Origin of the sequence: Pseudoflavonifractor sp., from assembly GCF_050943825.1 — a bacterium.
Classification (GTDB): domain Bacteria; phylum Bacillota; class Clostridia; order Oscillospirales; family Oscillospiraceae; genus Pseudoflavonifractor.
In genome coordinates, this window is the sequence record NZ_JBMNPX010000012.1 from 44,373 (window position 1) to 67,352 (window position 22,980).

General features: G+C 62.3%; 21 protein-coding genes and 1 other annotated feature. Of the genes, 2 read left to right on the forward strand and 19 right to left on the reverse strand.

All coding sequences use genetic code 11. From position 1 onward, the window contains the following. Nucleotides 1-37: 37 nt before the first annotated feature. From ACOX7T_RS10510 to ACOX7T_RS10540, 7 genes are all read right to left on the reverse strand, one after another. Nucleotides 38-1,204 carry a pyridoxal phosphate-dependent aminotransferase gene (locus ACOX7T_RS10510; RefSeq protein WP_433442521.1) on the reverse strand — a complete coding sequence of 389 codons (1,167 nt, stop codon included), beginning with the start codon at nucleotides 1,202-1,204 and terminating at the stop codon, nucleotides 38-40. 11 nt (nucleotides 1,205-1,215) lie between these two features. Next, nucleotides 1,216-1,665 carry an ACT domain-containing protein gene (locus ACOX7T_RS10515; protein WP_433442523.1) on the reverse strand — a complete coding sequence of 150 codons (450 nt, stop codon included), beginning with the start codon at nucleotides 1,663-1,665 and terminating at the stop codon, nucleotides 1,216-1,218. Nucleotides 1,666-1,683: 18 nt separating this feature from the next. After that, nucleotides 1,684-2,985: a phenylacetate--CoA ligase family protein gene (locus ACOX7T_RS10520; RefSeq protein WP_433442525.1), complete on the reverse strand. Its 1,302-nt coding sequence runs from the start codon at nucleotides 2,983-2,985 to the stop codon at nucleotides 1,684-1,686. A 51-nt stretch (nucleotides 2,986-3,036) separates the two neighbouring features. Continuing rightward, entirely contained in the window at nucleotides 3,037-3,609 is a 573-nt protein-coding gene (locus tag ACOX7T_RS10525) for an indolepyruvate oxidoreductase subunit beta (RefSeq protein ID WP_433442527.1), read from the reverse strand. A 12-nt stretch (nucleotides 3,610-3,621) separates the two neighbouring features. Then, nucleotides 3,622-5,361 (reverse strand): indolepyruvate ferredoxin oxidoreductase subunit alpha, encoded by a 1,740-nt coding sequence (iorA, locus tag ACOX7T_RS10530; protein WP_433442529.1) that lies wholly within the window; start codon nucleotides 5,359-5,361, stop codon nucleotides 3,622-3,624. A 110-nt stretch (nucleotides 5,362-5,471) separates the two neighbouring features. After that, nucleotides 5,472-5,711: a binding site (T-box leader), on the reverse strand. An 85-nt stretch (nucleotides 5,712-5,796) separates the two neighbouring features. Further along, complete coding sequence (locus ACOX7T_RS10535; protein WP_433442531.1) at nucleotides 5,797-7,434, reverse strand: class I adenylate-forming enzyme family protein; 1,638 nt, start codon at nucleotides 7,432-7,434, stop codon at nucleotides 5,797-5,799. A 371-nt stretch (nucleotides 7,435-7,805) separates the two neighbouring features. Then, entirely contained in the window at nucleotides 7,806-8,225 is a 420-nt protein-coding gene (locus tag ACOX7T_RS10540) for a PaaI family thioesterase (protein WP_433442533.1), read from the reverse strand. A 225-nt stretch (nucleotides 8,226-8,450) separates the two neighbouring features. On the opposite strand from ACOX7T_RS10540, the gene ACOX7T_RS10545 reads away from it, so the two are divergent. Both ACOX7T_RS10545 and ACOX7T_RS10550 read left to right on the forward strand, forming a co-directional pair. Beyond that, nucleotides 8,451-9,509, forward strand: a complete 1,059-nt coding sequence (locus ACOX7T_RS10545; protein WP_433442535.1) for an AAA family ATPase — start codon at nucleotides 8,451-8,453, stop codon at nucleotides 9,507-9,509. Next, entirely contained in the window at nucleotides 9,506-11,284 is a 1,779-nt protein-coding gene (locus tag ACOX7T_RS10550; protein ID WP_433442537.1) for a vWA domain-containing protein, read from the forward strand. Before ACOX7T_RS10545 ends, ACOX7T_RS10550 begins: the two co-directional genes overlap by 4 nt. 266 nt (nucleotides 11,285-11,550) lie before the next feature. Here the strand turns inward: ACOX7T_RS10550 and ACOX7T_RS10555 are convergent, their stop codons facing one another. The 12 genes from ACOX7T_RS10555 to ACOX7T_RS10610 all read right to left on the reverse strand — a co-directional run bounded on the left by ACOX7T_RS10555 (nucleotide 11,551) and on the right by ACOX7T_RS10610 (nucleotide 22,922). Continuing rightward, the gene (locus ACOX7T_RS10555) at nucleotides 11,551-11,757 is read right to left on the reverse strand and encodes a hypothetical protein (protein ID WP_433442539.1); all 207 of its coding nucleotides are present in this window, start codon (nucleotides 11,755-11,757) and stop codon (nucleotides 11,551-11,553) included. Nucleotides 11,758-11,792: 35 nt separating this feature from the next. Next, the gene (locus tag ACOX7T_RS10560; protein WP_433442541.1) at nucleotides 11,793-12,395 is read right to left on the reverse strand and encodes a ClpP family protease; all 603 of its coding nucleotides are present in this window, start codon (nucleotides 12,393-12,395) and stop codon (nucleotides 11,793-11,795) included. Between the two features lie 3 nt (nucleotides 12,396-12,398). After that, nucleotides 12,399-12,953: a hypothetical protein gene (locus tag ACOX7T_RS10565; RefSeq protein WP_433442543.1), complete on the reverse strand. Its 555-nt coding sequence runs from the start codon at nucleotides 12,951-12,953 to the stop codon at nucleotides 12,399-12,401. Next, nucleotides 12,938-13,300, reverse strand: coding sequence for a hypothetical protein (locus ACOX7T_RS10570; protein WP_433442545.1), 363 nt, complete (start codon nucleotides 13,298-13,300; stop codon nucleotides 12,938-12,940). Before ACOX7T_RS10570 ends, ACOX7T_RS10565 begins: the two co-directional genes overlap by 16 nt. Continuing rightward, nucleotides 13,284-14,567, reverse strand: coding sequence for a VirD4-like conjugal transfer protein, CD1115 family (locus ACOX7T_RS10575; protein ID WP_433442547.1), 1,284 nt, complete (start codon nucleotides 14,565-14,567; stop codon nucleotides 13,284-13,286). Before ACOX7T_RS10575 ends, ACOX7T_RS10570 begins: the two co-directional genes overlap by 17 nt. Nucleotides 14,568-14,643: 76 nt before the next feature. Next, nucleotides 14,644-15,081, reverse strand: a complete 438-nt coding sequence (locus tag ACOX7T_RS10580) for a single-stranded DNA-binding protein (protein ID WP_433442549.1) — start codon at nucleotides 15,079-15,081, stop codon at nucleotides 14,644-14,646. 146 nt (nucleotides 15,082-15,227) lie between these two features. Next, nucleotides 15,228-15,653, reverse strand: a complete 426-nt coding sequence (locus ACOX7T_RS10585) for a hypothetical protein (RefSeq protein ID WP_433442551.1) — start codon at nucleotides 15,651-15,653, stop codon at nucleotides 15,228-15,230. Nucleotides 15,654-16,536: 883 nt separating this feature from the next. After that, nucleotides 16,537-17,427 (reverse strand): hypothetical protein, encoded by an 891-nt coding sequence (locus tag ACOX7T_RS10590; RefSeq protein WP_433442552.1) that lies wholly within the window; start codon nucleotides 17,425-17,427, stop codon nucleotides 16,537-16,539. 4 nt (nucleotides 17,428-17,431) lie between these two features. Further along, nucleotides 17,432-18,529, reverse strand: a complete 1,098-nt coding sequence (locus ACOX7T_RS10595; protein WP_433442554.1) for a DnaB-like helicase C-terminal domain-containing protein — start codon at nucleotides 18,527-18,529, stop codon at nucleotides 17,432-17,434. A 172-nt stretch (nucleotides 18,530-18,701) separates the two neighbouring features. Beyond that, nucleotides 18,702-20,507, reverse strand: coding sequence for a glycogen synthase (locus ACOX7T_RS10600; protein ID WP_433442556.1), 1,806 nt, complete (start codon nucleotides 20,505-20,507; stop codon nucleotides 18,702-18,704). 374 nt (nucleotides 20,508-20,881) lie between these two features. Then, nucleotides 20,882-21,484, reverse strand: coding sequence for a response regulator transcription factor (locus tag ACOX7T_RS10605; protein ID WP_433442558.1), 603 nt, complete (start codon nucleotides 21,482-21,484; stop codon nucleotides 20,882-20,884). Then, nucleotides 21,444-22,922 carry an ATP-binding protein gene (locus ACOX7T_RS10610; RefSeq protein ID WP_433442560.1) on the reverse strand — a complete coding sequence of 493 codons (1,479 nt, stop codon included), beginning with the start codon at nucleotides 22,920-22,922 and terminating at the stop codon, nucleotides 21,444-21,446. Before ACOX7T_RS10610 ends, ACOX7T_RS10605 begins: the two co-directional genes overlap by 41 nt. Between the last annotated feature and the right edge of the window lie 58 nt (nucleotides 22,923-22,980).

The window sequence follows — 22,980 nt, forward strand, 5'->3', positions numbered from 1 at the left end:
CCGCTCAATATGAGCGGCGGCGCTGTCTGATTCAGGCTCAGGCCATTTTGGCCTTGATGTCCTCCAGGCGGTTGAGGGCCTCCAGCAGGGTCTCGTCCTTCTTGGCGAAGTGGACCCGGACGATGTCCCGCACGTCCTCCATGAAGAAGGAGGTGCCGGGCACGCAGGCCACGCCCACCTTCCGGGCCATCTCCTCGCAGAACTCCACGTCGGTCTGGCCCTTCTTCATGTAGGGGCCGATGTTGGCCAGCACGAAGTAGGCGCCCTGGGGATCGGTGAAGGGGATGCCGATGCGGCGCAGGCCGTCGGTGAACAGCTGCTTCATGTGGGCGTAGTGGGCGCCGAACTCCTCATAGTAGCTGTCCGGCATCTCCAGGCCCACCACTGCCGCCTCCATCAGAGGCGCGGGGGCGCCCACGGTGTTGAAGTCGTGGTACTGCTTGATTTTGTCCATGATGGGCTTGGGGGCGATGGCGTAGCCCAGACGCCAGCCGGTGATGGAGTAGGTCTTGGACAGAGAGGAGCAGGAGACGGTACGCTCCCACATGCCGGGCAGGGTGGCCATGTAGGTGTGCTTGTGGGGGGCGTAGACGATATGCTCGTACACCTCGTCCATGATGGCGTACACGTCGTACTTGATGCACAGGTCGGCGATGAGCTTCAGCTCCTCATAGGTGAACACCTTGCCGCTGGGGTTGGAGGGGTTGCAAATGAGGATGGCCTTGGGGTGCTGCTTGAAGGCCTCCTCCAGCACGTTGGCGTCAAAGTTGAACTTGGGAGGCACCAGGGGCACGTAGATGGGCTGGCAGTCGGCAAAGAGGGCCTGGGCGTGGTAGTTCTCAAAGTAGGGGGAGAACATGACGATCTTGTCCCCGGGGTTGGTGAGGGCGAAGATGGTGTCCACCATGGCCTCGGTGGAGCCGATGGTCACCACGATGTTGGTGTCCGGGTCCAGCTCCAGACCCATGAAGCGGCCGCACTTGCGGGCCAGCGCCTGGCGGAAGTTGGGCGCACCCATGGTGATGGGGTACTGGTGGGGGCCCAGGTGGCTCACCTCGGCCAGCCGGTCCAGCATGGCCTGGGGCGGGTCAAAGTCGGGGAAGCCCTGGGCCAGGTTGATGGCGCCGCAGTCCAGGGAAATCCGGGTCATGCGGCGGATGACGGAGTCGGTAAAATACTGGGTTTTTCTGCTCATGGGCTGCATAGCGCACTACCTCATTTCTCTTTCTGTTCGTCCAGGATGCCCAGCTCTCCGTGGAGGGCGGGGGGCATCCCGTTGTCCTGCAGCAGGGCGGAGAGCTTGTTCAGGTCGGCCACCCGGAAGATCATGCAGGCCCGGTCCTGGACCTGGCCGAACACGGAGTAGACGTACTCCACGTCGATGTTCTCTCTGGCCAGCAGGGTGAGGACCTCGCCCAGGGCGCCGGGCTCGTCGGGCACCACCACCGCCAGCACAGGGGTCATGGACAGGATGAACCCGTGCTCCAGCAGCAGGGACGCCGCCCGCTGGGGCCGGTCCACAATCATGCGCAGCACGCCGTAGTCGGCTGTCTCCGCAATATGGAGGGCCCGCATGTTGATGCCCTCGCCGGCCAGGATGGCGGTGATCTCCGCCAGCTGTCCCGCCCGGTTCTCCAGAAAGACGGATATCTGCTGAATGGTCATGATATGCCAGCTCCTCTCTTAAATCTTCCGCTTGTCGATGACCCGGACCGCCTTGCCCTCGCTGCGGGCAATGGTCTTGGGCGCCACCAGCTTCACCTTGGCGTAGATGCCCAGCATGGCCTTCAGCGCGGCCACCAGGCCCTTTTCCATGTCGGTGATGTGGGCCAGAGAGTCGGAGAAGTTCTCCGGCGTCATCTCCACCTGGACCTCCAGCGTGTCGGAGTTGTTGACGCGGTCCACAATGATCTGATAGTTGGCGGGATAGCCCTGCTCCAGCAGGACAGTCTCAATCTGGGACGGGAACACGTTGACGCCCTTGATGATGAGCATGTCGTCGCTGCGGCCCATGGGCTTGCTCATCTTCACGTGGGTGCGGCCGCAGGAGCACTTCTCCCGGTGGAGGACGCAGATGTCCCGGGTGCGGTAACGCAGCAGGGGGAAGGCCTCCTTGGTGATGGAGGTGAACACCAGCTCGCCCTTGCTCCCCTCGGGGAGCACCTCGCCGGTGTCCGGGTCGATGATCTCGGCGATGAAATGGTCCTCGTTGATGTGCATGCCGTTCTGGGCGGAACACTCAAAGGCCACGCCGGGGCCGGAGAGCTCGGTCAAACCGTAAATATCGTAGGCTTTAATACCCAGCGTATTCTGAATATCCCGGCGCATCTCCTCGCTCCAGGCCTCGGCGCCGAAGATGCCCGCCTTCAGGGGGATCTGGTCGGGGGTGAGGCCCATCTCCTTCATGGTCTCGCCCAGGTAGGCGGCGTAGGAGGGGGTGCAGCAGAGGATGGTGGCGTTCAGGTCCCGGATGAACATGATCTGCCGCTCGGTGTTGCCCGAGGAGGTGGGAATGGTCAGGCAGCCCACCTTGTGGCTGCCGCCGTTGAGACCGGGGCCGCCGGTGAACAGGCCGTAGCCGTAGCTCACCTGGCACACGTCCTCGTTGGTGCCGCCGGCGGCCGTGATGGCCCGGGCGCAGCAGTCCTCCCACAGGTCGATGTCGTGCTGGGTGTAGAAGGCAACCACCCGCTTGCCGGTGGTGCCCGAGGTGGACTGGATGCGCACGCAGTCCTTCAGGGGCCGGGCCACCAGTCCGTAGGGATAGGCCTCCCGCAGGTCGGCCTTGGTGACAAAGGGCAGCTTGTGCAGGTCCTCCACGCCCTTGATATCCGCCGGGGTCAGGCCCTTCTCCTCCATCTTCCTGCGGTAGTAGGGCACGTTGTCCCACACGTTGCGCACCTGCTTGACCAGGCGCTCGTTCTGCCAGGCCAGAATCTGCTCCCGGCTGGCGCACTCAATTTCAGGCTGATAGTAGCGTTCCATATAAGCGGTTCCTTTCTGAATATGGAGTGATGCGCGGGAAATGAGCCAGGCTTATCCCCGGCCCAGATTGAAGGCCTTCTGGTTCAGCTCCAGGAATTTGGCGGGCACGCTCTTCTCAATGGCGGCGTGCCACTCGGCCTCGGGAATGTCGGGGAAATAGCGGCTCAGGCGCCCCATGAGGACGATGTTCACCGCCTTGCTGCTGCCCGCCTGTTCCGCCAGGCCCAGGGCGTCAAAGGCGTCCACCTCCACGCCCAGGGCGGCCATTTTCTCCTCCAGGTGCTCCGGGTAGGCCGCCGCGCCGGTGATGACCGGCATGGGGTTGATCTGCTGGGTGTTGGTGACGATTCTGCCGCCCTTCTTCAGGTACTCGGTCCAGCGGGCGGCCTCCAGCAGCTCAAAGGACACGATGAAGTCGGCCTCCCCCCTGTCGATGATGGGGGAATAGACCTTGTCGCCGAAGCGGACGTAGGTGACCACGCTGCCGCCCCGCTGGCTCATGCCGTGGACCTCGGATACCTTCACGTCATAGCCCTTGTCCAGCAGGAGGCGGCCCAGCAGCTTGCTGGCCAGCAGGGAGCCCTGGCCTCCCACGCCCACGATCATGATGTTTTTCGTTTCCATATCCGTACCTCCTTACGCCTGGGGCGCCTCAAGGGCGTCGAACCGGCACAGCTGCTGGCACACGCCGCAGCCCACGCACAGGGTGTTGTCCACCCGGGCCTTGCCGTCCGCCACCGAGATGGCGGGGCAGCCGATCTTCATGCAGGCCTTACAGCCCACGCACTTGTCCGCCCTGGCGATGAGGGGCGCCTTGTGCTTGACGTACTTGAGCAGGGCGCAGGGCCGGCGGGAGATGATGACCGAGGGCTCGGCCGCCGAGAGCTCCTCCTTCACCGCCTCCTCGCACTGCTTCAGGTCGTAGGGGTCCACCACCCGCACCCGGCGGATGCCCACGCTGCGGCACAGGCTCTCCAGGTCGATCTTGGTGCAGGGGTCCCCCTTCAGGTTGTAGCCGGTGGTGGGGTTCTGCTGGTGGCCGGTCATGCCGGTGATGGAGTTGTCCAGGATGATGACGGTGGAGTTGGACTCGTTGTAGGCGATGTTGATAAGGCCGGTGACGCCCGAGTGCATGAAGGTGGAGTCGCCGATGACGCCCACGGTCTTTCCCTCGGTTTCGCCGCCGCTGGCCTTGTTGAAGCCGTGGAGGCCGGACACCGACGCGCCCATGCAGATGGTGGTGTCGATGGCGCTGAGGGGGGCCACCGCACCCAGGGTGTAGCAGCCGATGTCGCCCAGCACGGTGAGCTTGAGCTTGTTGAGGGTGTAGAACAGTCCCCGGTGGGGGCAGCCGGCGCACATGACCGGGGGCCGGGGCGGGATGGGGTCGCTGAGCTTCATGCCCACGTCAGGGGCCTTGCCCAGCTTCTCGGCCACAATGTTCTGGTTGAGCTCGTCGATGCAGGAGAAGAGCTCCTTGCCCCTGACCACCAGGCCCAGGCTCCGGCAGTGGGCCTCAATAAAGCCGTCCAGCTCCTCCACCACCACCAGTTGCTCCACGCCGGCGGCGAAGTCCCGGATCTTCTGCTCCGGCATGGGCCAGATCATGCCCAGCTTCATCACCGGGTAGGTGTCCCCCAGGGCCTCCTTCACGTACTGGTAGCTGGTGGAGGAGGTAATGATGCCCACGGACTTGTCCCTGCCCGCCTCAATGCGGTTGATGGACGCGGTCTCCGCCCAGGCGATGAGGGCCTTCGTCCGCTCCTCCACCACCGGATGGCGGCGCTTGGCGTTGCCGGGCATCATGATGTACTTGGCCCCGTTCTTCTCATAGGGCTTCTCCGGCGGGGTGATGCGCTCCCCCGGCTCCACCACGCTCTGGGAGTGGGCCACCCGGGTGCACATCTTCAGCAGCACCGCCGTGTCGAACTGCTCGGACAGGTCATAGGCCAGCTGTGCCATCTCCAGGGCCTCGGCGGAGTCGGCGGGCTCCAGCATGGGCAGCTTGGCCGCCATGGCGTAGTGGCGGGAGTCCTGCTCGTTCTGGGAGGAGTGCATGCCCGCGTCGTCGGCCACGGCGATGACCATGCCCGCGTTGACGCCGGTGTAGGAGATGGTGAAGAGGGGGTCGGCGGCCACGTTCAGGCCCACGTGCTTCATGCCGCAGAAGCTCCGCTTGCCCGCCAGACAGGCGCCGAAGGCGCTCTCCATGGCCACCTTCTCGTTGGGGGCCCACTCGGCGTACACCTCGGGGTATTTGGCGATGGCCTCGGTAATCTCGGTGCTGGGGGTGCCGGGGTAGCTGGAGACAAAGGCGCACCCGGCCTCGTACAGGCCCCGGGCCACTGCCTCGTTGCCAAGCATCAGGGTTTTCATCACAGTTCCTCCTTCTCTCCCCGGGGCCGGACAGGCCCCCGGGAGCCGTATGTTCTGCGGCTGATGTTCCGCGCGTCTGGATAAAAAAACGCCCTCTGCAAGAAAGCCTTGCAGAGGACGAGAAATTCCCGTGGTACCACCTCAGTTTACCGCCTGTGGCGGCCTCTTGGGATACGATCATATCCCCGGCGCTGTATCGGGCGCCCCCGTCGCTGCTTACTGTCGGAGTTCCCCGGTTCGGCAGGCCGCTCGGGAAGGAATTCAGGATGGACGCCCCCGCTGCCTCGCACCGTCCGGCAGCTCTCTGAGGGAAGCGGCAGATCCCTACTTGGTTCCGTCATTGCGTTCAGGTATCAACAGAGTAAACTCTATCACTTTTACTTGCTAAAGTCAATGGTTTTTTCGGGAAATCTTAGAAATTGCCGTCAGCCCTGCTCAGCTGTTGTTCTGGACCTCCACCAGGCGGCCGCTGCAGTACCGCTCACGCAGCACCGGCTTTTCAATCTTGCCGGTGGGATTGCGGGGCACCTTGTCGAAGATGATCCGCCGGGGACGCTTGTACCGGGGCAGCTCCCGGCAGAAGGCGTTAATCTCCTCCTCGGTACAGCTCTCCCCTTCCTTCACCTCAATAATGGCCGCGGCAATCTCACCCAGCCGCTTGTCGGGCAGGCCGATGACGGCCACGTCCTTGAGCTTGCCGTTCTTGCGCAGGAAGTCCTCAATCTGGACGGGGTACAGGTTCTCGCCGCCGGAGATGATCACGTCCTTCTTCCGGTCCACCAGATAGATAAAGCCGTCGTCGTCCATGCGGGCCATGTCGCCGGTGAAGAGCCAGCCGTCCCGGAGCACCTCGGCGGTGGCCTGAGGGTTCTTGTAGTAGCAGAGCATCACGCCGGGGCCTGTGACCGCCAGCTCTCCCACCTCACCCTGGGGTACGTCGGCGCCCCGCTCGTCCACAATCCGGGCCTCCCACTGGTAGCCCGGCCTGCCGATGGCGCCCACCTTGTGGATATTCTCCACGCCCAGGTGAACGCAGCCGGGGCCGATGGACTCGCTGAGGCCGTAATTGGTGTCGTACTGGTGGTGGGGGAAGATCTTCTGCCAGCGGTGGATGAGGCTGGGGGGCACCGGCTGGGCGCCGATGTGCATCAGCCGCCACTGGTCCAGGTAGTAGTGGTCCAGGTCCACTCTGCCGCTGTCGATGGCGTCCAGCAGGTCCTGGGCCCAGGGCACCAGCAGCCACACGATGGTGCATTTCTCTTCGGTGACCGCCCGGAGAATCCACTCCGGCTTTACGCCCCGGAGGAGCACCGCCTTGCCGCCGCTGGCCAGGGAGCCGAACCAGTGCATCTTGGCGCCGGTGTGGTAGAGGGGCGGGATGCACAGGAACACATCCTCCCTGGTCTGGCCGTGGTGCTTCTGCTCGGTGAGGGCGGAGCAGTACAGGGCCCGGTGGTTGTGGAGAATGGCCTTGGGGAAGCCGGTGGTGCCCGAGGAGAAGTAAATGGCGGCGTGGTCGGTCTCCTCCAGGGCCACCGGCGGCGTGTCGGAGGAGCAGAAGCCCATCAGCTTGCAGCAGTCCTCGGTGTAGGCGGGCTTGTCCGGCCCCACGAAGAACATCATCCGCACCTTGGTCAGCTGGGAGGCGATGGGGTCCATCCGCCCGATGAACTCCGGACCAAACACCAGCACCTCCACATCCGCCAGGTCCAGACAGTAGCGGATCTCTTCGGTGGAGTAGCGGAAGTTCAGGGGCACCGCCACACAGCCCGCCTTCAGGATGCCGAAGTAGATGGGCAGCCACTCCAGGCAGTTCATCAGCAGGATGCCCACCTTGGCGCCCCGCTCCACCCCACGGCTCAGCAGGAGATTGGCAAAGCGGTTGGCCCGGCGGTCAAACTCCTTCCAGCTCATCTCCCGGCGGTAGGGGGCGTTGGGGTTGGTGCTCTGAATCAGGCTGAAGTCCCGCCAGGTCACCGCCTTGTCCCGCTCCTCGGAGGGGTTGATCTCCACCAGGGCGATGTCGGAGCCGTACAGCCGGGCGTTGCGCTCCAGAAAATCGGTAATGACCATGGTTATGCTCCTTTTCTTCTGAAAGTGTACAAAAAAATCGTCCTCTGCCTTCGCAGAGGACGAGAAATTCCCGTGGTACCACCTCAGTTTGCCGCCCATGGCGGCCTCACGGAAGCCCCAGCAGGCTTCCCGCGCGGTATCGGGCGCACCCGTCGCCGCCTACTGGGGAGATGGCTTTCCCGGTTGGGCGGGCCGCTCGGGAGGGTATTGGGCGGCGGCCTCCCCCCTGCCTCGCACCGGCCGGCAGGTCTCTGAAGAGGATGGTCCGGGCCTACTTGGCTCCGTCATCGCGTTATACTGTTAACGAAGTACACTCTACCACTTTTAATCGCTAAAGTCAAGGCGAAAAAAGAAAAATTTTTCCTGCTCTCTCAGCTCTCTCCTGCCGGTCTGGGGGCCAGGGTGTAGCCGTTGACGGTCAGATGGGCCACCTGGGTGCCCAGGTCGTCGGTGACATCCACGGTATAGAGGCAGGTGGTTCGGCCGGCCTTCAGGCATTTGGCCTCGGCAATGAGGGTCTTTCCCCGGGCGGCGGAGAGAAAGGTCACCGACGCCTGCTGGGTGACCGTCATCCTGCCGCTGTGGCCGTTGACGGCCACGGCAAAGGCGAAGTCAGCCAGGGTGAAGATGGCGCCGCCCATGGGGATGCCGTTGATGTTCAGGTGGACGGGCCGGATGGGCATGGAGCAGACGGCGTGGCCGGGCTCGGCCAGGTCGATAACAGCGCCCGCGGCCTCGGCGGCAAAGCGGTCGCCGGCAAAGCAGGCGCGGATTTCTTCAAGTGTGGGCATATGGGCATCTCCTCTCCTGGATATGTTTCAGCCGGAGCCGCCTGCGGGCGGCCCCTTTGCTGCGTAGTATAGCACACCCTCCGCCCGGGCGGCAACCGGCTTTTCCAAGTCCCGCAGGTACTTTTACGCCCTCTATTGCGCTTATTCCTCCCCTGAGCTATAATTTGAGGACACACCCCACAGGCAATCGCCGTCCATATTCGGCCCGTACCGCAAAGGAGTATTATGAATCTTACGGTTACCGTCAACCACAAGCAGCTGCTGGACATTCTCCTGAATGTAGGCCTGGTCCGCCCGGTGTTCATCTGGGGCGCCCCCGGCATCGGAAAATCCGCCATCGTCCAGGAGTTCGCCGACAGCCTGGGGCTGGAGTGCGTCTCCCTGCTGGGCAGCCAGCTGGCCCCGGAGGACATCATCGGCGTGCCCCAGATCAAAGACGGCTTCAGCCAGTTCTGCCCGCCCCGTACCATTGCCCGTCCCCAGCCCTATGTGCTGTTCCTGGACGAGCTGAACGCCTGCACCTCGGAGGTGCAGAAGGCCTTCTACTCCCTCATCCACGAGCGGCGCATCGGGGAGTACCACCTGCCCGAGGGCTCCATCGTGGTGGGCGCGGGCAACCGTGCCCAGGACAACGCCATCACCCGGCCCATGTCCTCCGCCCTCATCAACCGGATGTTCCATGTGGAGCTCACCGCCAGCCCCCGGCTGTGGCTGGAGTGGGCCGCCGGGCACGATATCCACCCCTATATCTACGACTACATCTCCAGCCGCCCCGACCACCTGTGGTCCAAGCCCCCCAAGAGCGAGGAGCCCTTCTCCACGCCCCGCTCCTGGCACATGCTCAGCGACGCCATCCACAGCTACGGCGCGGACATCAGCGTGGACAGCCTGCGCGTTCTGGCCGCCGGCTGCCTCAGTCCCCAGCACGCCACCCAGTTCCTGGCCTACATCCGGCAGGTGCGCAGCCAGTACGCCCTGGACAAGATTCTCTCCGGTGAGCAGCCCTGGCCGGACAAGCCAGAGGAGCGGGATGTGCTCTACTTCCTGGCTCAGTCCCTCCGGGCCCGGCTGGTGAAGGAGCTGCCCCCGGAGCGGAGCAAGCTCAGCGCCGACAGCCGCGCCCTGGTGCTCCAGGCCAAGGACCGCATCACCGAGCTGGCCGACCTGAGCCTGGAGATCGCCCGGATGGCGGTGACCCCGGAGAACGGCAAGGAGCTGCCCGACTGGTTTGTGGTGGAGCTGTTCCGGGACCTGCCCCGCCTGGCCGACAAGCGCAACGGATGAGCGGGAAGAAGCAGAACAAGCCCAACCCGGCCCGGGAGGCCTTTCAGGCCGGGTGTGGACTGGTGAACCAGAACCCGGTGCTGAGTCCGCTGATGAAGGAGGCCACCCCCCACTTTGACGACAGCTACCCCATGGCCAAGGAGGACTGGGTGTGGGTGAGCGCCAACGGCGACCTCTACGCCAACAGCCACCGCCGTGCCGCGCCCCAGGAGTGGGCCTATGTGGTGGCCCACTGCCTGCTCCACCTGGCTCTGGGCCACATCCGGGAGGACCGGGTTGGCGATATGGTATGGAATGCCGCCTGTGACTGCGTGGCGGCCCGGTATCTCTCCGACCTGCGGGTGGGCACGCCGCCCATGGAGCTGTCCGCCCCCCTGCCCCCCAACGCCCGGGAGGAGGAGACCCTCTGGCGCTGGCTGAAGGAGCACAGCGACAGCGCCTATTTCCGCTTCTCCACCATGAGCGGCGGACGGCCCGACATGGTGTGGGAGCCTGCCCCCTCCGGCTGGTGGCAGAAGCCCCCGGACTGGCGGCAGCTCTTCGCCGAGAGCCTGCGGGACGCCCTGCGCTCCGCCGTGGACTACGCCGGCGGCGTCACTACCCCCTTGGGCGCCCACAGGAAGATGGGCCCCATTCAGCGGGCCCAGGAGTGGTTCCTGTCCAGCTATCCCCTGCTGGGCGGCGTGGCCTCCGGCTTCAAGCTGGTGGATGACCCCCTGGTGGTCCAGCGGATGGACATCCCGGTGGCCGCCATCTCCATGCGGATGAAGGAGATCTACGTCAACCCCGCCGCCGGGCTCACCGAGCAGGAGTGGCGCTTTGTCCTGGCCCACGAGTACCTCCACGCCGCCCTGTGCCACGAGGCCCGGCTGGGAAGGCGGGACCCGGAGCTGTGGAACGTGGCCTGCGACTATGTCATCAACCAGTGGCTGCGGGACATGGAGGTGGGCTCCATGCCCGACGGCCTGCTCTTCGACCCGGAGCTGCAGGGTCTGTCGGCGGAGAGCGTCTACGACCGTCTGGCCGCCAACCTGCGTAAATACAAGCGCATGGCCCAGCACGACATTCTCTTTGGTCCCCCCGAGTGGACAGGGACCAAGGACTTTGTGGACCTGGACAGCTGGTGCCGCTCCGCTATTCAGCGGGGTCTGGACTACCACCAGGCCCATGAGCGGGGCTATCTGCCCGAAGGGCTGGTGGAGGAGATCCGGGCCCTGTCCCAGCCCCCCATCCCCTGGGATGTAAAGCTGGCCCGGTGGTTTGACGAGCGGTTTGAGCCCCTGGAGAAGCGCCGCACCTATGCCCGGCTCAGCCGCCGCCAGTCGGCCACACCGGACATCCCCCGCCCCTCCTGGCGGTATGAGGAGGCGGCCCAGGCGGGCCGCACCTTCGGCGTGCTGCTGGACACCTCCGGCTCCATGGATCGCTCCCTGCTGGCCGCCGCTCTGGGGTCCATCGCCAGCTACAGCGCCGCCCGGGACGTAAACCGGGTGCGGGTGGTGTTCTGCGACGCCGCCCCCTACGACCAGGGGTACATGGAGGCCGCCGACATTGCCGGCAGCGTGAAGGTGCGCGGCCGGGGCGGCACGGTGCTCCAGCCGGGCATTGAGCTGCTGGAGCAGGCCTCCGACTTCCCCAAGGATGCGCCGCTGCTCATCATCACCGACTGCGAGTGCGACCGGCTGAACCTCTACGGCCGGGACCACGCCTTTCTGGTGCCCCGGGGCCGCAGTCTGCCCTTCCCGCCCAGGGGCCCGGTCTTTTATCTGGAATAAGATTGTTTTTCAATAAAAAATGCCGGAAGGGGCAGGCCGTCATGACGGCCTGCCCCGTCCGGCGTTTACAAAATACGACTTTCCTGAGAATCAAAATTCTCTTCTACCTGTTTGCTGCATGCAGCAAACCCTCTCTTTTGCTCCGTACCTGCATCTCAGGTACGGCAAATCAGATGGTTTTTCGTAAAATTGCTTGAGAAATTTGAGAAAAGGCCCGCGCCAAGCCCCTCCGGACGCCTGGCGCGGGTCCTTTTCCATCCCATTGTTCAGCTGCGCAGCACCTCCTCCAGCAGGCTAATCTGCCGGCTCAGCTCCGCGCACCGTTCTATCCAGTACTCGAACTTCACGCCGTTGAAGTCCTCGGGCATCTGGTCGTACAGGTCGTCCAGGCGCCGGCGGAGCTCCTCCAGCCAGGCTGCCGCGTATTTCGCCTCCTCTCCTCTCAGAGGCGCGGGACGCTCAAAGTCCTCCATGGCATGTTCCTCCTTTCCTTCTGTGTGCGGGGGACTCAGGTCCCCGCCTCGGGCTTGGGCAGCCCGGCCAGCGAGGCGAGGACCTGGTCGGCCAGACCGAACTCCACCGCCTCCTGGGCGCTGAAGGTGGTCTCCTGTTCGGTCTTTTCCAGGATTTCTTCCACCGTCCGGCCGGTACGTCCGGACAGAATGTCGGCCATGGCGGAGCGAATCCGGAGCAGGGAGTCGGCGCAGTCCTTGATTTTCATGGTACTGCCGCTGACCTGCTGCACCAGAGGGTCGTGAATCATCACATGGCTGTGGGGCAGGATGCAGCGGGTGTCACCTGCGGCGAAGAGCAGGGCGGCCATGCTGCTGGCGTTGCCCACGCAGACGGTGCGGATGGGACAGCCCAGCAGCTTCATGGTGTCGTAGATGGCGAAGCCGCTGTTCACCTCTCCGCCGGGGCTGTGGATGTACATGGTAATCTCCTGGTCGGACTGGGCGCTCAGATAGAGCATCTGGAGAATCAGGCTGTCGGCCTGCTCCGCGGTGATGGCGCCGAAGCAGAGCACGGCCCGCTGCTGCATCAGGCTGTCCTGAATGCGGCAGCTGCTGTAGCCGTAGCTGGTCTCCATCAGAATGTTGGGAATGTTCATGGTTTACCGTCCTTTCTGCCCGTTGTCCGGGTCTTTCTTCTGTCTTTTTCGTACTTCCATGGCGTGGAACGGACTCAGCATCAGCTTCATGAAGTCCCAGTCCAGCCGGCCCGCTTCCTGGGGCTCCCCGATGGTGCTCAAGGCGCTGTTCTCCCATCGGATGTGCACTCTGTAAGGCTCAGCGGGCGGAACATAGCGCACCCCGTCCGCAGGGGCGTTGTTCTGCCGGGACATCTGCTCTTCTTCCTGTTCCTGGTCCGGATGGGTCAGCCGGTAGCCATGGCCCAGCATGGACACCAGGCCGATGTTCCAGTCACCCTGGTTCAGCTCCGGCCAGGCAGCGGCCAAACCCCTTCTGCACTCGGCCTTCAGGTCCATCCCGGTGGCTCGCTGAACTGTCCGGCAGTACTCCTCCAGGGTCATGTCCCAGACCCGGAGTATGGGATTCTCTTCCGGCACCCAGAAGGGATTTTCCGGCGAATTGGACTGCAGGATTCCCTTCCGGCCGGCGGCCTCCAGCCGCTGGGCCAGAGGCCGCATGATTATCGGGCGCCCCAATAGAATGCACCTCCATCGTTGTGTTTTACTATGCAGCGGTCGATGTCCAGCAGCGGCGACAGGAGGAGCCACATGCCCTGCCTACCCTTCTGTGTGTCCCGGTAGCCCCAGAGCACGTCGGCGGCCTGGCCGAAGGTCATGCTCTCGGTGAGGTCGGGGAAAACCCGGCGCAGCTGCGCCAGGCGCTCCAGGTGCTCCCCCAGCCACTCGGTCAGGGGAAAGCTGCTGATGCGCTCCAGCCGGGCGTCCAGCACTCTGCTGTCGCTGACCAGGCCCTTCTTCAGGCGGTCCAGCCGCTCCTCCAGGGACGGCTGGGCCGCAGCGGGGTTGTTACACTGCTTTTTCATAGGGCATACTCCTTTCTTCGGTCTTTTCGGCCACGGCCAGCCGGGCCTGGGCCACCTTCCAGAAGGGGTGGTCCTCAGGTATGAACTTGCCGCACTTCCGGGGCGCCTGGCCGCGGGTGAGCACCACTGCGTCGTCGTGGGACATGTTCAGCACGGACTGCACGGTCCGGTTGAGCCGGGTGCTCATCTCCTGGGCAGTCTGCAGGTCCAGGCCGCCCAGATAGAGCCAGTTGTCGCAGTTGTTCACAATGGTCTGTCCCTTGGTCCGTCCGTAGATGCTCTCCAGCTGGGACAGGCTCTGGATAATCAGGCTCACCGACAGCTCCCGGGACCGGATGACGGAAATCAGGTTGTCGAAGTCGGGAATGACGGTGTTCGTGGCGAAGTCGTCCAGGATGAACCGCACCGGCACGGGCAGCCGGGAGCCGGGACACTGGTCGGCCATGGCCACCAGCCGCTGGAAGGCCTGGGCGTAGAACAGGTTGACCAGCCGGTCGTTGGAGCGGTCGGTGTCGCTGACGGTGAGGAACACGGCGGTTTTCCGGGTGCCGATGCTCTCAAAGCTGACCTGCTGCTGGTTGGAGAACATCCGGCTCACTCCGGAATAGCTCAGGGGCAGCAGATGCCGGTCCAGGAAGGCCCGGATGCAGGCGTCGGTCCGGTTGGCGGAGCGGGTGGTGAGCATGCTGCGGTAGCGGGACACCGCGAAGCAGTCCGGCTTCAGCTCGCCCAGCTCCCGGAACATCTGGTCCAGAGTGACGCTGCCGATGAGGCCGCTGAGCCTGCACACCGAGCTCAGGTTGCGCTCCTGCTCGGGCAGGCATTCCAGCACGTAGCCCACCAGGGCCTGGAGGTAAATCTGTGCGGACTGGTCCCAGAAGGGGTCGTCCCTGGTGAGCACGGGGGCGATGACGTTGGACAGGGAGATGATGTCCTGCTGGTTGTACTCTCCCTGTTCCTGGTCGTACCGGACGGAGGCCAGGGGATTGTAGCCCCAGGTGTTCCCGTCCACCCGGGCGAAGTTGAGCTCAATGACCTGGTAGCCCCTGGACTCCAGGTAGGGCCGGAACTGCCGGCAGAGGTTGCCCTTGGTGTCGGTGACCACCAGGCTGCCCTCGGCCTGGAGGATGTTCGGGATGACGTAGCCCCTGGTCTTACCGGCGCCGGACGGGCCGATAATCAGGTCGTTGTTGTTATTTCCGGTGGCCCAGGTGTCGTTGTCGATGTAGACGTCCCTGGCCAGAATGCGCTGGGAATGACACTTCATATCTGTCAGCTCCTTTTCTGTTTCAGTCTGGTTTTCTTCCGGGGCGGCGCCGTCGGAGCGCCGCCCGTCAGCGTTGTCAAAAGGGAAGCCCGTCGTCCTCCGGCAGCTCCATGCCGCCTTTCGGCTCGTCGCTCTCTCTGTCGCGGGCGGGCTGGTCCGCGGCCCGGGGCTTGCCCTCCAGCAGCTCCACGTCCTGGGTGAGCAGGCTGACGCCGAACTTGCTCTCCCCGCTGGCGTCGGTGTAGGTGCTGGTGCGGATGGTGTAGCGTGCCGCCACCAGCTCGCCCACTCTCAGGCGGCTGTACACCGACTGGTCCACCTGGCTTCTGGCGGGCAGGAAGGCCTCCAGGTTTACGAAGTCGCTGTCCCGCTTGCCCTCCTTGTTCTGAAAGTTGCGGCTGACGGCCAGGGTGTAGAGGACCTTGTGGGAGCCGTCCCGGTTCTCGTACACCTTGGGCTGGCGGACCAGGCGGCCGATGGCCACCCCGTAGTTGCAGGTATTCATGTTACGCATAGAAATCGCTCCTTTTCTCTCATATTTCGTATTTTTTCGTGGTTTTCACGGTTGACTGCGCTGGAAACCGGGGATTCGCCGGGGCGGGGCAGGTCCGCCCCGGCAGGCTTGCTTGTATCACCTTCTCTCTGTCCGTGCCGCTGGCCTTACGCGGTAGCGGCCGTGTCCTCCAGCAGCTGGATATCCTCCGTGCCGTCGATGAACAGGAAGCTGCGCTCGGCCAGCTCGCCGTCCCGGTCGATGTACACGTCGTAGCGGCGGCAGAAGTCGATTTTCAGCATCTGACCGTCCTGCAGCATCCGGTTCACTTCGCCCGTGTCCCCGCCGGCGTTCATGTAGAGCTCCATCTGGGTCACATGGCAGAAGCCCTGCTTGTCCGGTCCGTTGGGGGCGGCCAGCCTGAACACGTACTGGCTGCTGCCGCCCGGACGGGAGAATCGCCGGTATTCGCCGCTCACACGGCCGATGATGGTCTGCTTCTCGCCGTAATAGTGGATGGGATTCTCCCGGGTGAGCTTGCCCTCCCGGTCGCTGCGGCAGTTGCTGACGTACTTGTTGTTCTTTTTCATCATGATGTTTTCATCCTTTCTGAAATGTTTCGTTGTTCGTTGTTTCAGGCTTTTCGCCTTTTTTACTTTCACAATTTCACCCGGGACCCGAAAGGGTCCTTCCGTTCCCTTTCATCTCCACTCCCGAAAAAACCGGACAGGGTTTTATTGTCTGTATTTAGCCGGAACGGCTGTTTCCCTTCCTTCACAGCTCCACTCGGGGCCCGAAAGGGCCCTTTCACGCCCCTTCATTACTACACCCGAAAACCCGAACAGGGTTTTATCGTCCGTATTTAGCCGGAATGGCTGCTTCTCCCGGGTAGTCCGGGCAACTGCCATGGGTTTTATTCACCTCCGTATTCGCATGGCAGTTGTTCTATTTTTATTTCTTTCACAAGATAAGCCGGGTGGGACCCTGACGGTCCCACCCATACGCATGTCCTTCGTATGGTACAGGCAACCAGAATTCCATCCGGGCTGTATCCTCTGTTTTATGGATACACCCGCATCTCTCATCGGGAACCGCATGTTCCCTTTTCTGCTTGCCATTGAAATCTGCGCATGGCAGAAATACACACAGGTCTGCTTGCTGTCCCGCAGCCACTGGTATAGTTCTATTTTTACTCCCGAGAGGACCACACCTGGTCCTCTTCCACGCATCTGACTGACCACATGCTCCCCGCCTTCAGGACATGCTGTCTGTACCGATACGGGCAAAAAAATACCCGGCTTCCTGTTCGGAAGTCGGGTAAAATCAGCCCCTTACAGGGGGCCGCAGCCGAATGGGGCAGAACGAAGTTCTGTTAACTTGTTCTATCCCATTCTTATCTTAGAAGATTATAGGAGTGTGATAATTCTGTATCCATTGCGCCCCAGCACTTACAGAGCTGTATAAAAATGGATTGTTTCATTTTTTCCTCTTTTTGTTTCTCTTTTTTTCCGTATTGTCGCCATTTAACAGCAGCACGCCGTAACCTTTTTCCTCCGGAAGGGGCTGATACTGTTCTTGTGTTACATAGCCGCTTTTTCTCCAGTTGTCCAGCAGCTGGTCCACGGTCTGCTGGGCCCGCTTGGCCTCGACGGACGGGCTCTTTCCCTCCCCCGCCAGGCCCAGAACCCAGAGCAGGCCGTACTCGTTGCCCGCCTCGTCCCGCTTCAGCAGGCGGACCTCCCGCTCGTCTATCCGGTTGCCCGGGTAGCGGACAATCTCCAGCTCCTGGAGCAGGTAGTGCCGCAGCAGCAGGGTCCGGTCGTTGTTGTTGAGCCTGGCCTGGCCCAGCGTTTCATCGTCCCGCAGCAGGCTGACGGGGATTCGGATGAGCTGGTTCCGCTCCTCCGCGTACTGGTAGAGGGGCATCTGTCCGCCCTCCCGGAAGCGGAAGCGCAGCCTGCTCCTGCCCGCCTCCCAGGTGAGGGGGAGAAACGCCCCCTCGTAGACCTCCTGCATGGCCTGCTGGTCGTGGTCGGCCAGGATATAGAGCTCCGTCCCCGCCAGTCTCTGCAGCCGGGCCTCTATCTCGTCCTGCTTCTCCGGCCGCAGCCGCCGGTCCATGTCCCCGGCCATGATCTGGCCGATGGTCTCCGCCCGGAAGCCGTTCTCACCCTCCCCGGACCGCCACAGGGAGTAGACCGCGTTGGCCGTCACCATGTCCATGTAGGACAGCTCCCGGGTGATGACGTATTCCACGTAGTTCTTCTGGTCGTCGGACAGAACGGCCCGGTTGACGCAGCCGGTCAGGTCCCGGTATTTCCGCAGCTCGTTGGCGATTTTGCAGTTGTTCATGATAAACTGTTCCACACCCTCACCCCCTCAGCCGCCGGGCCTTCTGATGGAAGCCGTCGTGGTACTGGACGGGCCAGGCGCCAAACTTCTCCCGCAGCTCCTGAATCCGGGCGGGCTGCATCTGCTCCGTCCCCTCCGGCTCCTGGAAGTAGGAGCTGCCGCTGTAAAACTCCAGGGGGATACGCACCCCGTCCTGGCCGTACCGCATTTTCAACAGGGTCAGCTCCAGCTTCCGGGGGTTCCGGGCCTTGGCCTCCTCCAGGGAGAAGGGATTCTTCCCCTTGGGCCACTCCTCACCCTGGTACTGCATGCCTTGGTACTGCATACCCAGAATCACGTCGGCGGAGTACTCGATGGAGCCGGACTCCTTGAAGCTCTCCAGGGAGATCTCCCTGTTGTAGCTGGACCGGTTCAGGGCGCTGATGAGCAGAATCATGACCTGCTCCTGGTCCCGGATGGCGCACAGCTCCCGGATGTTGTCGTCCACAATCTGCTTGTCGCTGAACTTCAGGGAGGCGTCCCTGGGGGTGAGAATCTGGAGGTAGTCCACCACCACCAGAATGGGCCTTGTGCCCCCCTCGGCCCGGTACCGCTCCCGGAACGCCCGGATATGCTGGCGGATCTGGCCGATGTGGGTCAGCTCCGGCCCCTGCTCGTAGAGGTAGAGGTTCCGCCCGTCCCGCTCCACCAGCTCCCTGGCCTGGTTGATCCGCTCCCACTCCTGGTCGGTAAACTGTTTGCCCATCTTCAGCAGGTCGGCCGCCTGGAAGGAGGGCTGCCGGTGGAGGGCAAAGTCGGTCCGGCAGAGGGCCTTGGCGGTGATCCAGGCCCGGTTCATCTCCAGGGCGAAGTAGAGCACCGGGTAGCCCCTGCCGGACAGGTTGTTGGCAATCTGGAGGGCCAGGGTGGACTTGCCCAGGCCGGGCACCGCGCCCAGCACGAACAGGCCATTGAACAGCCCCCCGTTCAGGCTCCGGTCCAGCGCAGGGAATCCGGTGGGCACCCGTTCGGCGGAGACGCTTCCGATCTCCTCCCTGGTGAACAGGGACGCGCAGTCACTGAGGCGCTGCCCGGCGGCGCCCCGCTCTTCCCCACGCTCCAGCTCGGTTTTGGACATGTCCATCGCTCCCTTAAACAGCAGCATTGTTATCTGTTTCATGCTACCACGGATACCGGATAAAGTCAAAGCCGGGCCCAACCGGCGGCTTCCGCTCCGGCAAAAACGGGGTGTACCGGCAAATAACCGGTACACCCCGTTTTACATCGTCTCTCTGCTTACCGGAGGCGGCTCACCACTGCGTCAGCTCCAGATACAGGTCCTTGTACTGTCTGGCCGAACGGGTCCAGGACACGTCCTTGTCCATATCCCGCTGGACCACCTCGTCCCAGTGGTAGCGGTTGTTGAAGTAGAGGGTCTTGGCCCGGTTGATGGCGTCCAGCAGCAGTCCGGCATCGTAACGGTCAAAGGTAAAGCCGTTGCCGTCGCCGGTAAAGTCGTTGTGGGGCTCCACGGTGTCCTTCAGGCCGCCGGTCTCCCGGACGATGGGCAGAGTGCCGTAGTGCATGGCGTTGAGCTGGGTCAGGCCGCAGGGCTCAAAGCGGGAGGGCACCAGCAGGGCGTCGGCGCCGGCGTAGATGCGGTGGGCTCTGGCCTCGTCGTATTGGATGCAGGCGCTGAAGGTGCCCTTGTGGGTGTACTCGTAGTAGCGGAAGGCCTCCTCATACTGCTTGTCGCCGGTGCCAAGCACCACCACCTGGGTGTTGCCGTCCAGCACCTGGCCCATGATGGCGTTGACCAGGTCCAGACCCTTCTGGTTGGTCAGGCGGGAGATGAGGCCGATGACAAACTTGCTTCCGTCCTCCTGCAGGCCCAGCTCCCGCTGGAGGGCCAGCTTGTTCTCCAGCTTGCCCTTGAGCACGCTGCTGATGTTGTAGTGAACCGGCAGGGCGGGGTCGGTCTCCGGGTTCCACATGCCGTAGTCAATGCCGTTGACAATGCCCCGCAGCTTGCCGCTGTGGTAGCGCAGGTGGTCCTCCAGGCCCTCGCCGTACTCCCTGGTCTGAATCTCCCAGGCGTAGGTGCCGCTGACGGTAGTGATGCGGTCGGCGTAGGCCAGGCCGCCCTTGAGCATGTTGGCGTCCACCCAGTTCTGCTGCAGGGCGCCCATGCCGAAGGCCTCGTCGGGCAGGCCGGACCAGTACTTGATGGTGGGGATGTTGTAGATGCCCTGGAAGCGCAGGTTGTGGATGGTGATGATGGACTTGGCGCGGCCCACAGGGGAGTCCTTGAACAGGGTGCGCAGGTACACGGGCACCAGACCGGCCTGCCAGTCGTGGCAGTGGATGATGTCAGGAATCCAGTTCATGTAGTTGAGGGCGGCCAGGGCGGCCTTGCTGAAGAAGCAGTACTTGGGGATGTCATCCACCAGGTTGGTGTAGGGCCGGCCGGCGGTGAAGAACTCCTGGTTGTCAATGAAGTCGTACACCACGCCGTCCCAGATGTACTCCATGATGCCCACGTAGTAGTTCCGCCCGGTCTTGCCCAGGTCCATGTAGAACTCGCCCCGGTAGATCATCTTGTCCTGGTACTCCTGGGGGATGCAGGCGTAGCGGGGCAGAATGACGCGGACGTCGCAGTTGAGCCGGGCCAGCTCACGGGGCAGGGCGTACATCACGTCGCCCAGGCCGCCGGTCTTCACAAAGGGATGACATTCCGAACCGATAAAGGCAATGCTTCTGCGGGGCAGATTGGCAATCTCATTCACAGGTGCAGACACCTCCTCAACAGGCGCGGGTTTTTCTTCCACAGGAGCGGGTGCCTCCGGAGCCGGCGCGGGCACCTTTTCGGCGGACGCTTTCTTCCTTGCGGGCGCAGCTGCCTTCTTTTCTGCCGCCGGGGCTTTCTTTTCCGCGGGAGCGGCCTTCTCTTTGGAGGACGGCTTTTTGGCTGGGGCCTCCGCCTTCTCCGTGGCCGGCACAGCCGCTTTCTCCGGCGCTGCGTCCGCTGCCACAGGCGCCGCCTTCTTCTCGGCCAGAACGGCAGCCTTCTCTTCCGCCGCTTTTTTCTTCATGGAATCTGCTTTTTCCCGTGCCATAATGAATCTTCCTTTCCTATGTGTCACCATGGAATCATCGCCGCTCATTTCTTCAACGGATACCACACAGTACAGCTGTATCTGGTGTTAATAAAAATATAGCACATCTGCCCGCTTTTTGCGAATCCTTTTTGGAAGAATTCAGGCGAAGGCCTATGTTTTTCCAATCTGGTGCATTTGCGAGTGTTCTGTGCTCCATGTCGGTACAAAAAATTGATGCTCTCCTGCCCCTCTGCCTTTCTTTTATATCATACCGCCTCGTATTTGGGCAGTTGGGATGCCTTCTCTTTTGCTGTGTCCGGCCTCTCTCGGGAGAATAAAAATGGGAACGGCCCCCGCCCAGAGAGCGGAGGCCGTCAATGCTTCTGTGGAAATTATCCGTTTATCTCCGGCATTTGCGGAAAATAGGCGGCAAACACATGCCGCAGCTGCTGTTTATTCTGAAGCCCCAGCTTCCGCAGCACACTGGTCTGCTGGTTTGCGATGGTCTTCTCGGAGGAATGGAGGTTAACCGGAGCCCCCAGCATATACTGAAAAACCGTCAGTTCCGCCGTGGTCAGGCTCCGGAGCAAGGCGGAGCAAATGAGGTGGGCCTGTGGGGTAACTCCCCGGGCAGTCTCCCGAATGGTGGGGGCCAGCAGTGGGAACTGGCTCTTCAATACATAAGCGGATGCAAAGGCCCTTATGCTGGCCTGAACCACCGTAGCAGGGTCCTCGTAGGAGGTGAGCAGAATTACCTTTGCCCGGGTCTCCAGCCGGATGTGCCTGGCCGCCGACGCTCCCTCCATGGGGTCTGCGGGCAGCGCCAGGTCCATCAGTACCACATGGGGCTTCTCCCGCAGGCAGGCAAGGTATGCGCCTTCTCCATCCCGGCAGCATGCCGCCAACTCAAAGTCCGGGTGTGCCGACAGACTCTGCCGGATCAGGTACTGAAAATCAGGATCGTCCTCCACCACTACAATCCGGATCGGCTCCATCGTCCGTCCTCCTTCTTTTTTTCCGTTTTACCGGAAAGAGCAGGGAAAACGTACTTCCCTCCCCCGGCTGGGACGCTACCCGGATACTGCCGCCGTGGGCGCTCATCACATTCCAGCAGTAGTACAATCCCAATCCCAGATTGTCTCCTCCTGCCTTGGTGGTGTAATAGGGCTCAAAGAGCTGCTTTGCCGTCTCCCCGTCCATCCCGCAGCCGTTGTCCGTTACCCTGATTATGGCATAGCGCTTGCGCGGGAGGCTCTGATAGGAGAGCACTACTTCCCCCTTTTCCCCCGCGGCATCCAGGCCGTTTGCAATCAAATTCCGCAAGGCCTCTTCCACGTGGGCAGGGTCGCAGACCAGCGGCTCGGCGTCACAGCTGCCCGTCCTAACCGTTCCCCGCTTTTTATCTGAGGTGTTAAACTCCTCCGACAGACTCCGGAGCATGGCTCCTATATTACAGGCCTCAGGGATTAGGGATATCTTTTGGGAATAGAGCTGGGTCCGGCTGATAAACTGCTTCAGGTGGGCGGCAGACCGGCGCAGGATATCCACCTCTCTGGCGGATGCCCCCTGTGCAGCCAGGAAGTCAGTACACCACTCGATTTTCGAAAGGTCATTTTTCAGTGCATGTCCCACATACTGGGCGTTTTTTTGCAGCACCCTGTTCCCACTGTTCCAGTCATAGGTCTCCCGCCGGAATCGGATCCCCCAGATCCCGTCACAGAACGCGTGATACAGGAAGTACAGCAGCACCAGCAGCACCACAATCAGATTGACCTGCCAGAGCTTTGAGATATTTGGAACTCCAAGCGCATGGTAGGGAAATGCGAAAACCAGCCAGAACCACAGCGGCACCATCAGGCTTGCTGCCGCCAGCAGGCGCTGTCGGAAATGGGCGCTCATCCGCTCCTCCATCAGCGCATGGACCATGATTGCCGAACCAATCAGCCCATAGCACCAATTGTATATCCCCACAGCCAGGCAAAAGACCGGACTTTTCTGAAAGGCCAGCGTCTGAGTACAGGGAAAAACAATTGAGAACGCAAGTCCCGGCAGATATACCAGTATTTGCAGGCAGCGGAACAGACGCGGATGGGTGCTGTCCAGCCGGTGAAAATAGAGGCAGAAGATTATTACCGACGGCATGGACAAATAGTAGAACACTGCGCTGAGCAGAGAATAGAGCGTCTCAGAAAATCCAATGGTCCAGATTCCTCTCTCGATAAGTACCGGACCCAGGGTATAAAACAGATATTCCTTCAGTGCACCTATGCTAAACAACATACCGCTGCAAAAGCACCAGATATTCAGCCGGTTTTTTACGTTTGACCCCAAGATCATGGCAAAGATTGCCCAAATCAGAATGGTAAGCACCAGCAGCAGTTCACCGGGAATCCCCTCAGTTAAAACCTCCATCCATGCAGGCTGGCCGTCCATCCGCATGTTCTCCTTCCTATGGTGTATATTTTCTTTACTTTACCACGATTGTACCGGC

Bases quoted from the DNA above. Each gene is read 5' to 3' on its own strand.
- ACOX7T_RS10510 (WP_433442521.1), bottom strand. From the start codon at position 1,204: ATGCAGCCCATGAGCAGAAAAACCCAGTATTTTACCGACTCCGTCATC.
- ACOX7T_RS10515 (WP_433442523.1), bottom strand. From the start codon at position 1,665: ATGACCATTCAGCAGATATCCGTCTTTCTGGAGAACCGGGCGGGACAG.
- ACOX7T_RS10520 (WP_433442525.1), bottom strand. From the start codon at position 2,985: ATGGAACGCTACTATCAGCCTGAAATTGAGTGCGCCAGCCGGGAGCAG.
- ACOX7T_RS10525 (WP_433442527.1), bottom strand. From the start codon at position 3,609: ATGGAAACGAAAAACATCATGATCGTGGGCGTGGGAGGCCAGGGCTCC.
- iorA (WP_433442529.1), bottom strand. From the start codon at position 5,361: ATGAAAACCCTGATGCTTGGCAACGAGGCAGTGGCCCGGGGCCTGTAC.
- ACOX7T_RS10535 (WP_433442531.1), bottom strand. From the start codon at position 7,434: ATGGTCATTACCGATTTTCTGGAGCGCAACGCCCGGCTGTACGGCTCC.
- ACOX7T_RS10540 (WP_433442533.1), bottom strand. From the start codon at position 8,225: ATGCCCACACTTGAAGAAATCCGCGCCTGCTTTGCCGGCGACCGCTTT.
- ACOX7T_RS10545 (WP_433442535.1), top strand. From the start codon at position 8,451: ATGAATCTTACGGTTACCGTCAACCACAAGCAGCTGCTGGACATTCTC.
- ACOX7T_RS10550 (WP_433442537.1), top strand. From the start codon at position 9,506: ATGAGCGGGAAGAAGCAGAACAAGCCCAACCCGGCCCGGGAGGCCTTT.
- ACOX7T_RS10555 (WP_433442539.1), bottom strand. From the start codon at position 11,757: ATGGAGGACTTTGAGCGTCCCGCGCCTCTGAGAGGAGAGGAGGCGAAA.
- ACOX7T_RS10560 (WP_433442541.1), bottom strand. From the start codon at position 12,395: ATGAACATTCCCAACATTCTGATGGAGACCAGCTACGGCTACAGCAGC.
- ACOX7T_RS10570 (WP_433442545.1), bottom strand. From the start codon at position 13,300: ATGAAAAAGCAGTGTAACAACCCCGCTGCGGCCCAGCCGTCCCTGGAG.
- ACOX7T_RS10575 (WP_433442547.1), bottom strand. From the start codon at position 14,567: ATGAAGTGTCATTCCCAGCGCATTCTGGCCAGGGACGTCTACATCGAC.
- ACOX7T_RS10580 (WP_433442549.1), bottom strand. From the start codon at position 15,081: ATGCGTAACATGAATACCTGCAACTACGGGGTGGCCATCGGCCGCCTG.
- ACOX7T_RS10585 (WP_433442551.1), bottom strand. From the start codon at position 15,653: ATGATGAAAAAGAACAACAAGTACGTCAGCAACTGCCGCAGCGACCGG.
- ACOX7T_RS10595 (WP_433442554.1), bottom strand. From the start codon at position 18,529: ATGTCCAAAACCGAGCTGGAGCGTGGGGAAGAGCGGGGCGCCGCCGGG.
- ACOX7T_RS10600 (WP_433442556.1), bottom strand. From the start codon at position 20,507: ATGGCACGGGAAAAAGCAGATTCCATGAAGAAAAAAGCGGCGGAAGAG.
- ACOX7T_RS10605 (WP_433442558.1), bottom strand. From the start codon at position 21,484: ATGGAGCCGATCCGGATTGTAGTGGTGGAGGACGATCCTGATTTTCAG.
- ACOX7T_RS10610 (WP_433442560.1), bottom strand. From the start codon at position 22,922: ATGGACGGCCAGCCTGCATGGATGGAGGTTTTAACTGAGGGGATTCCC.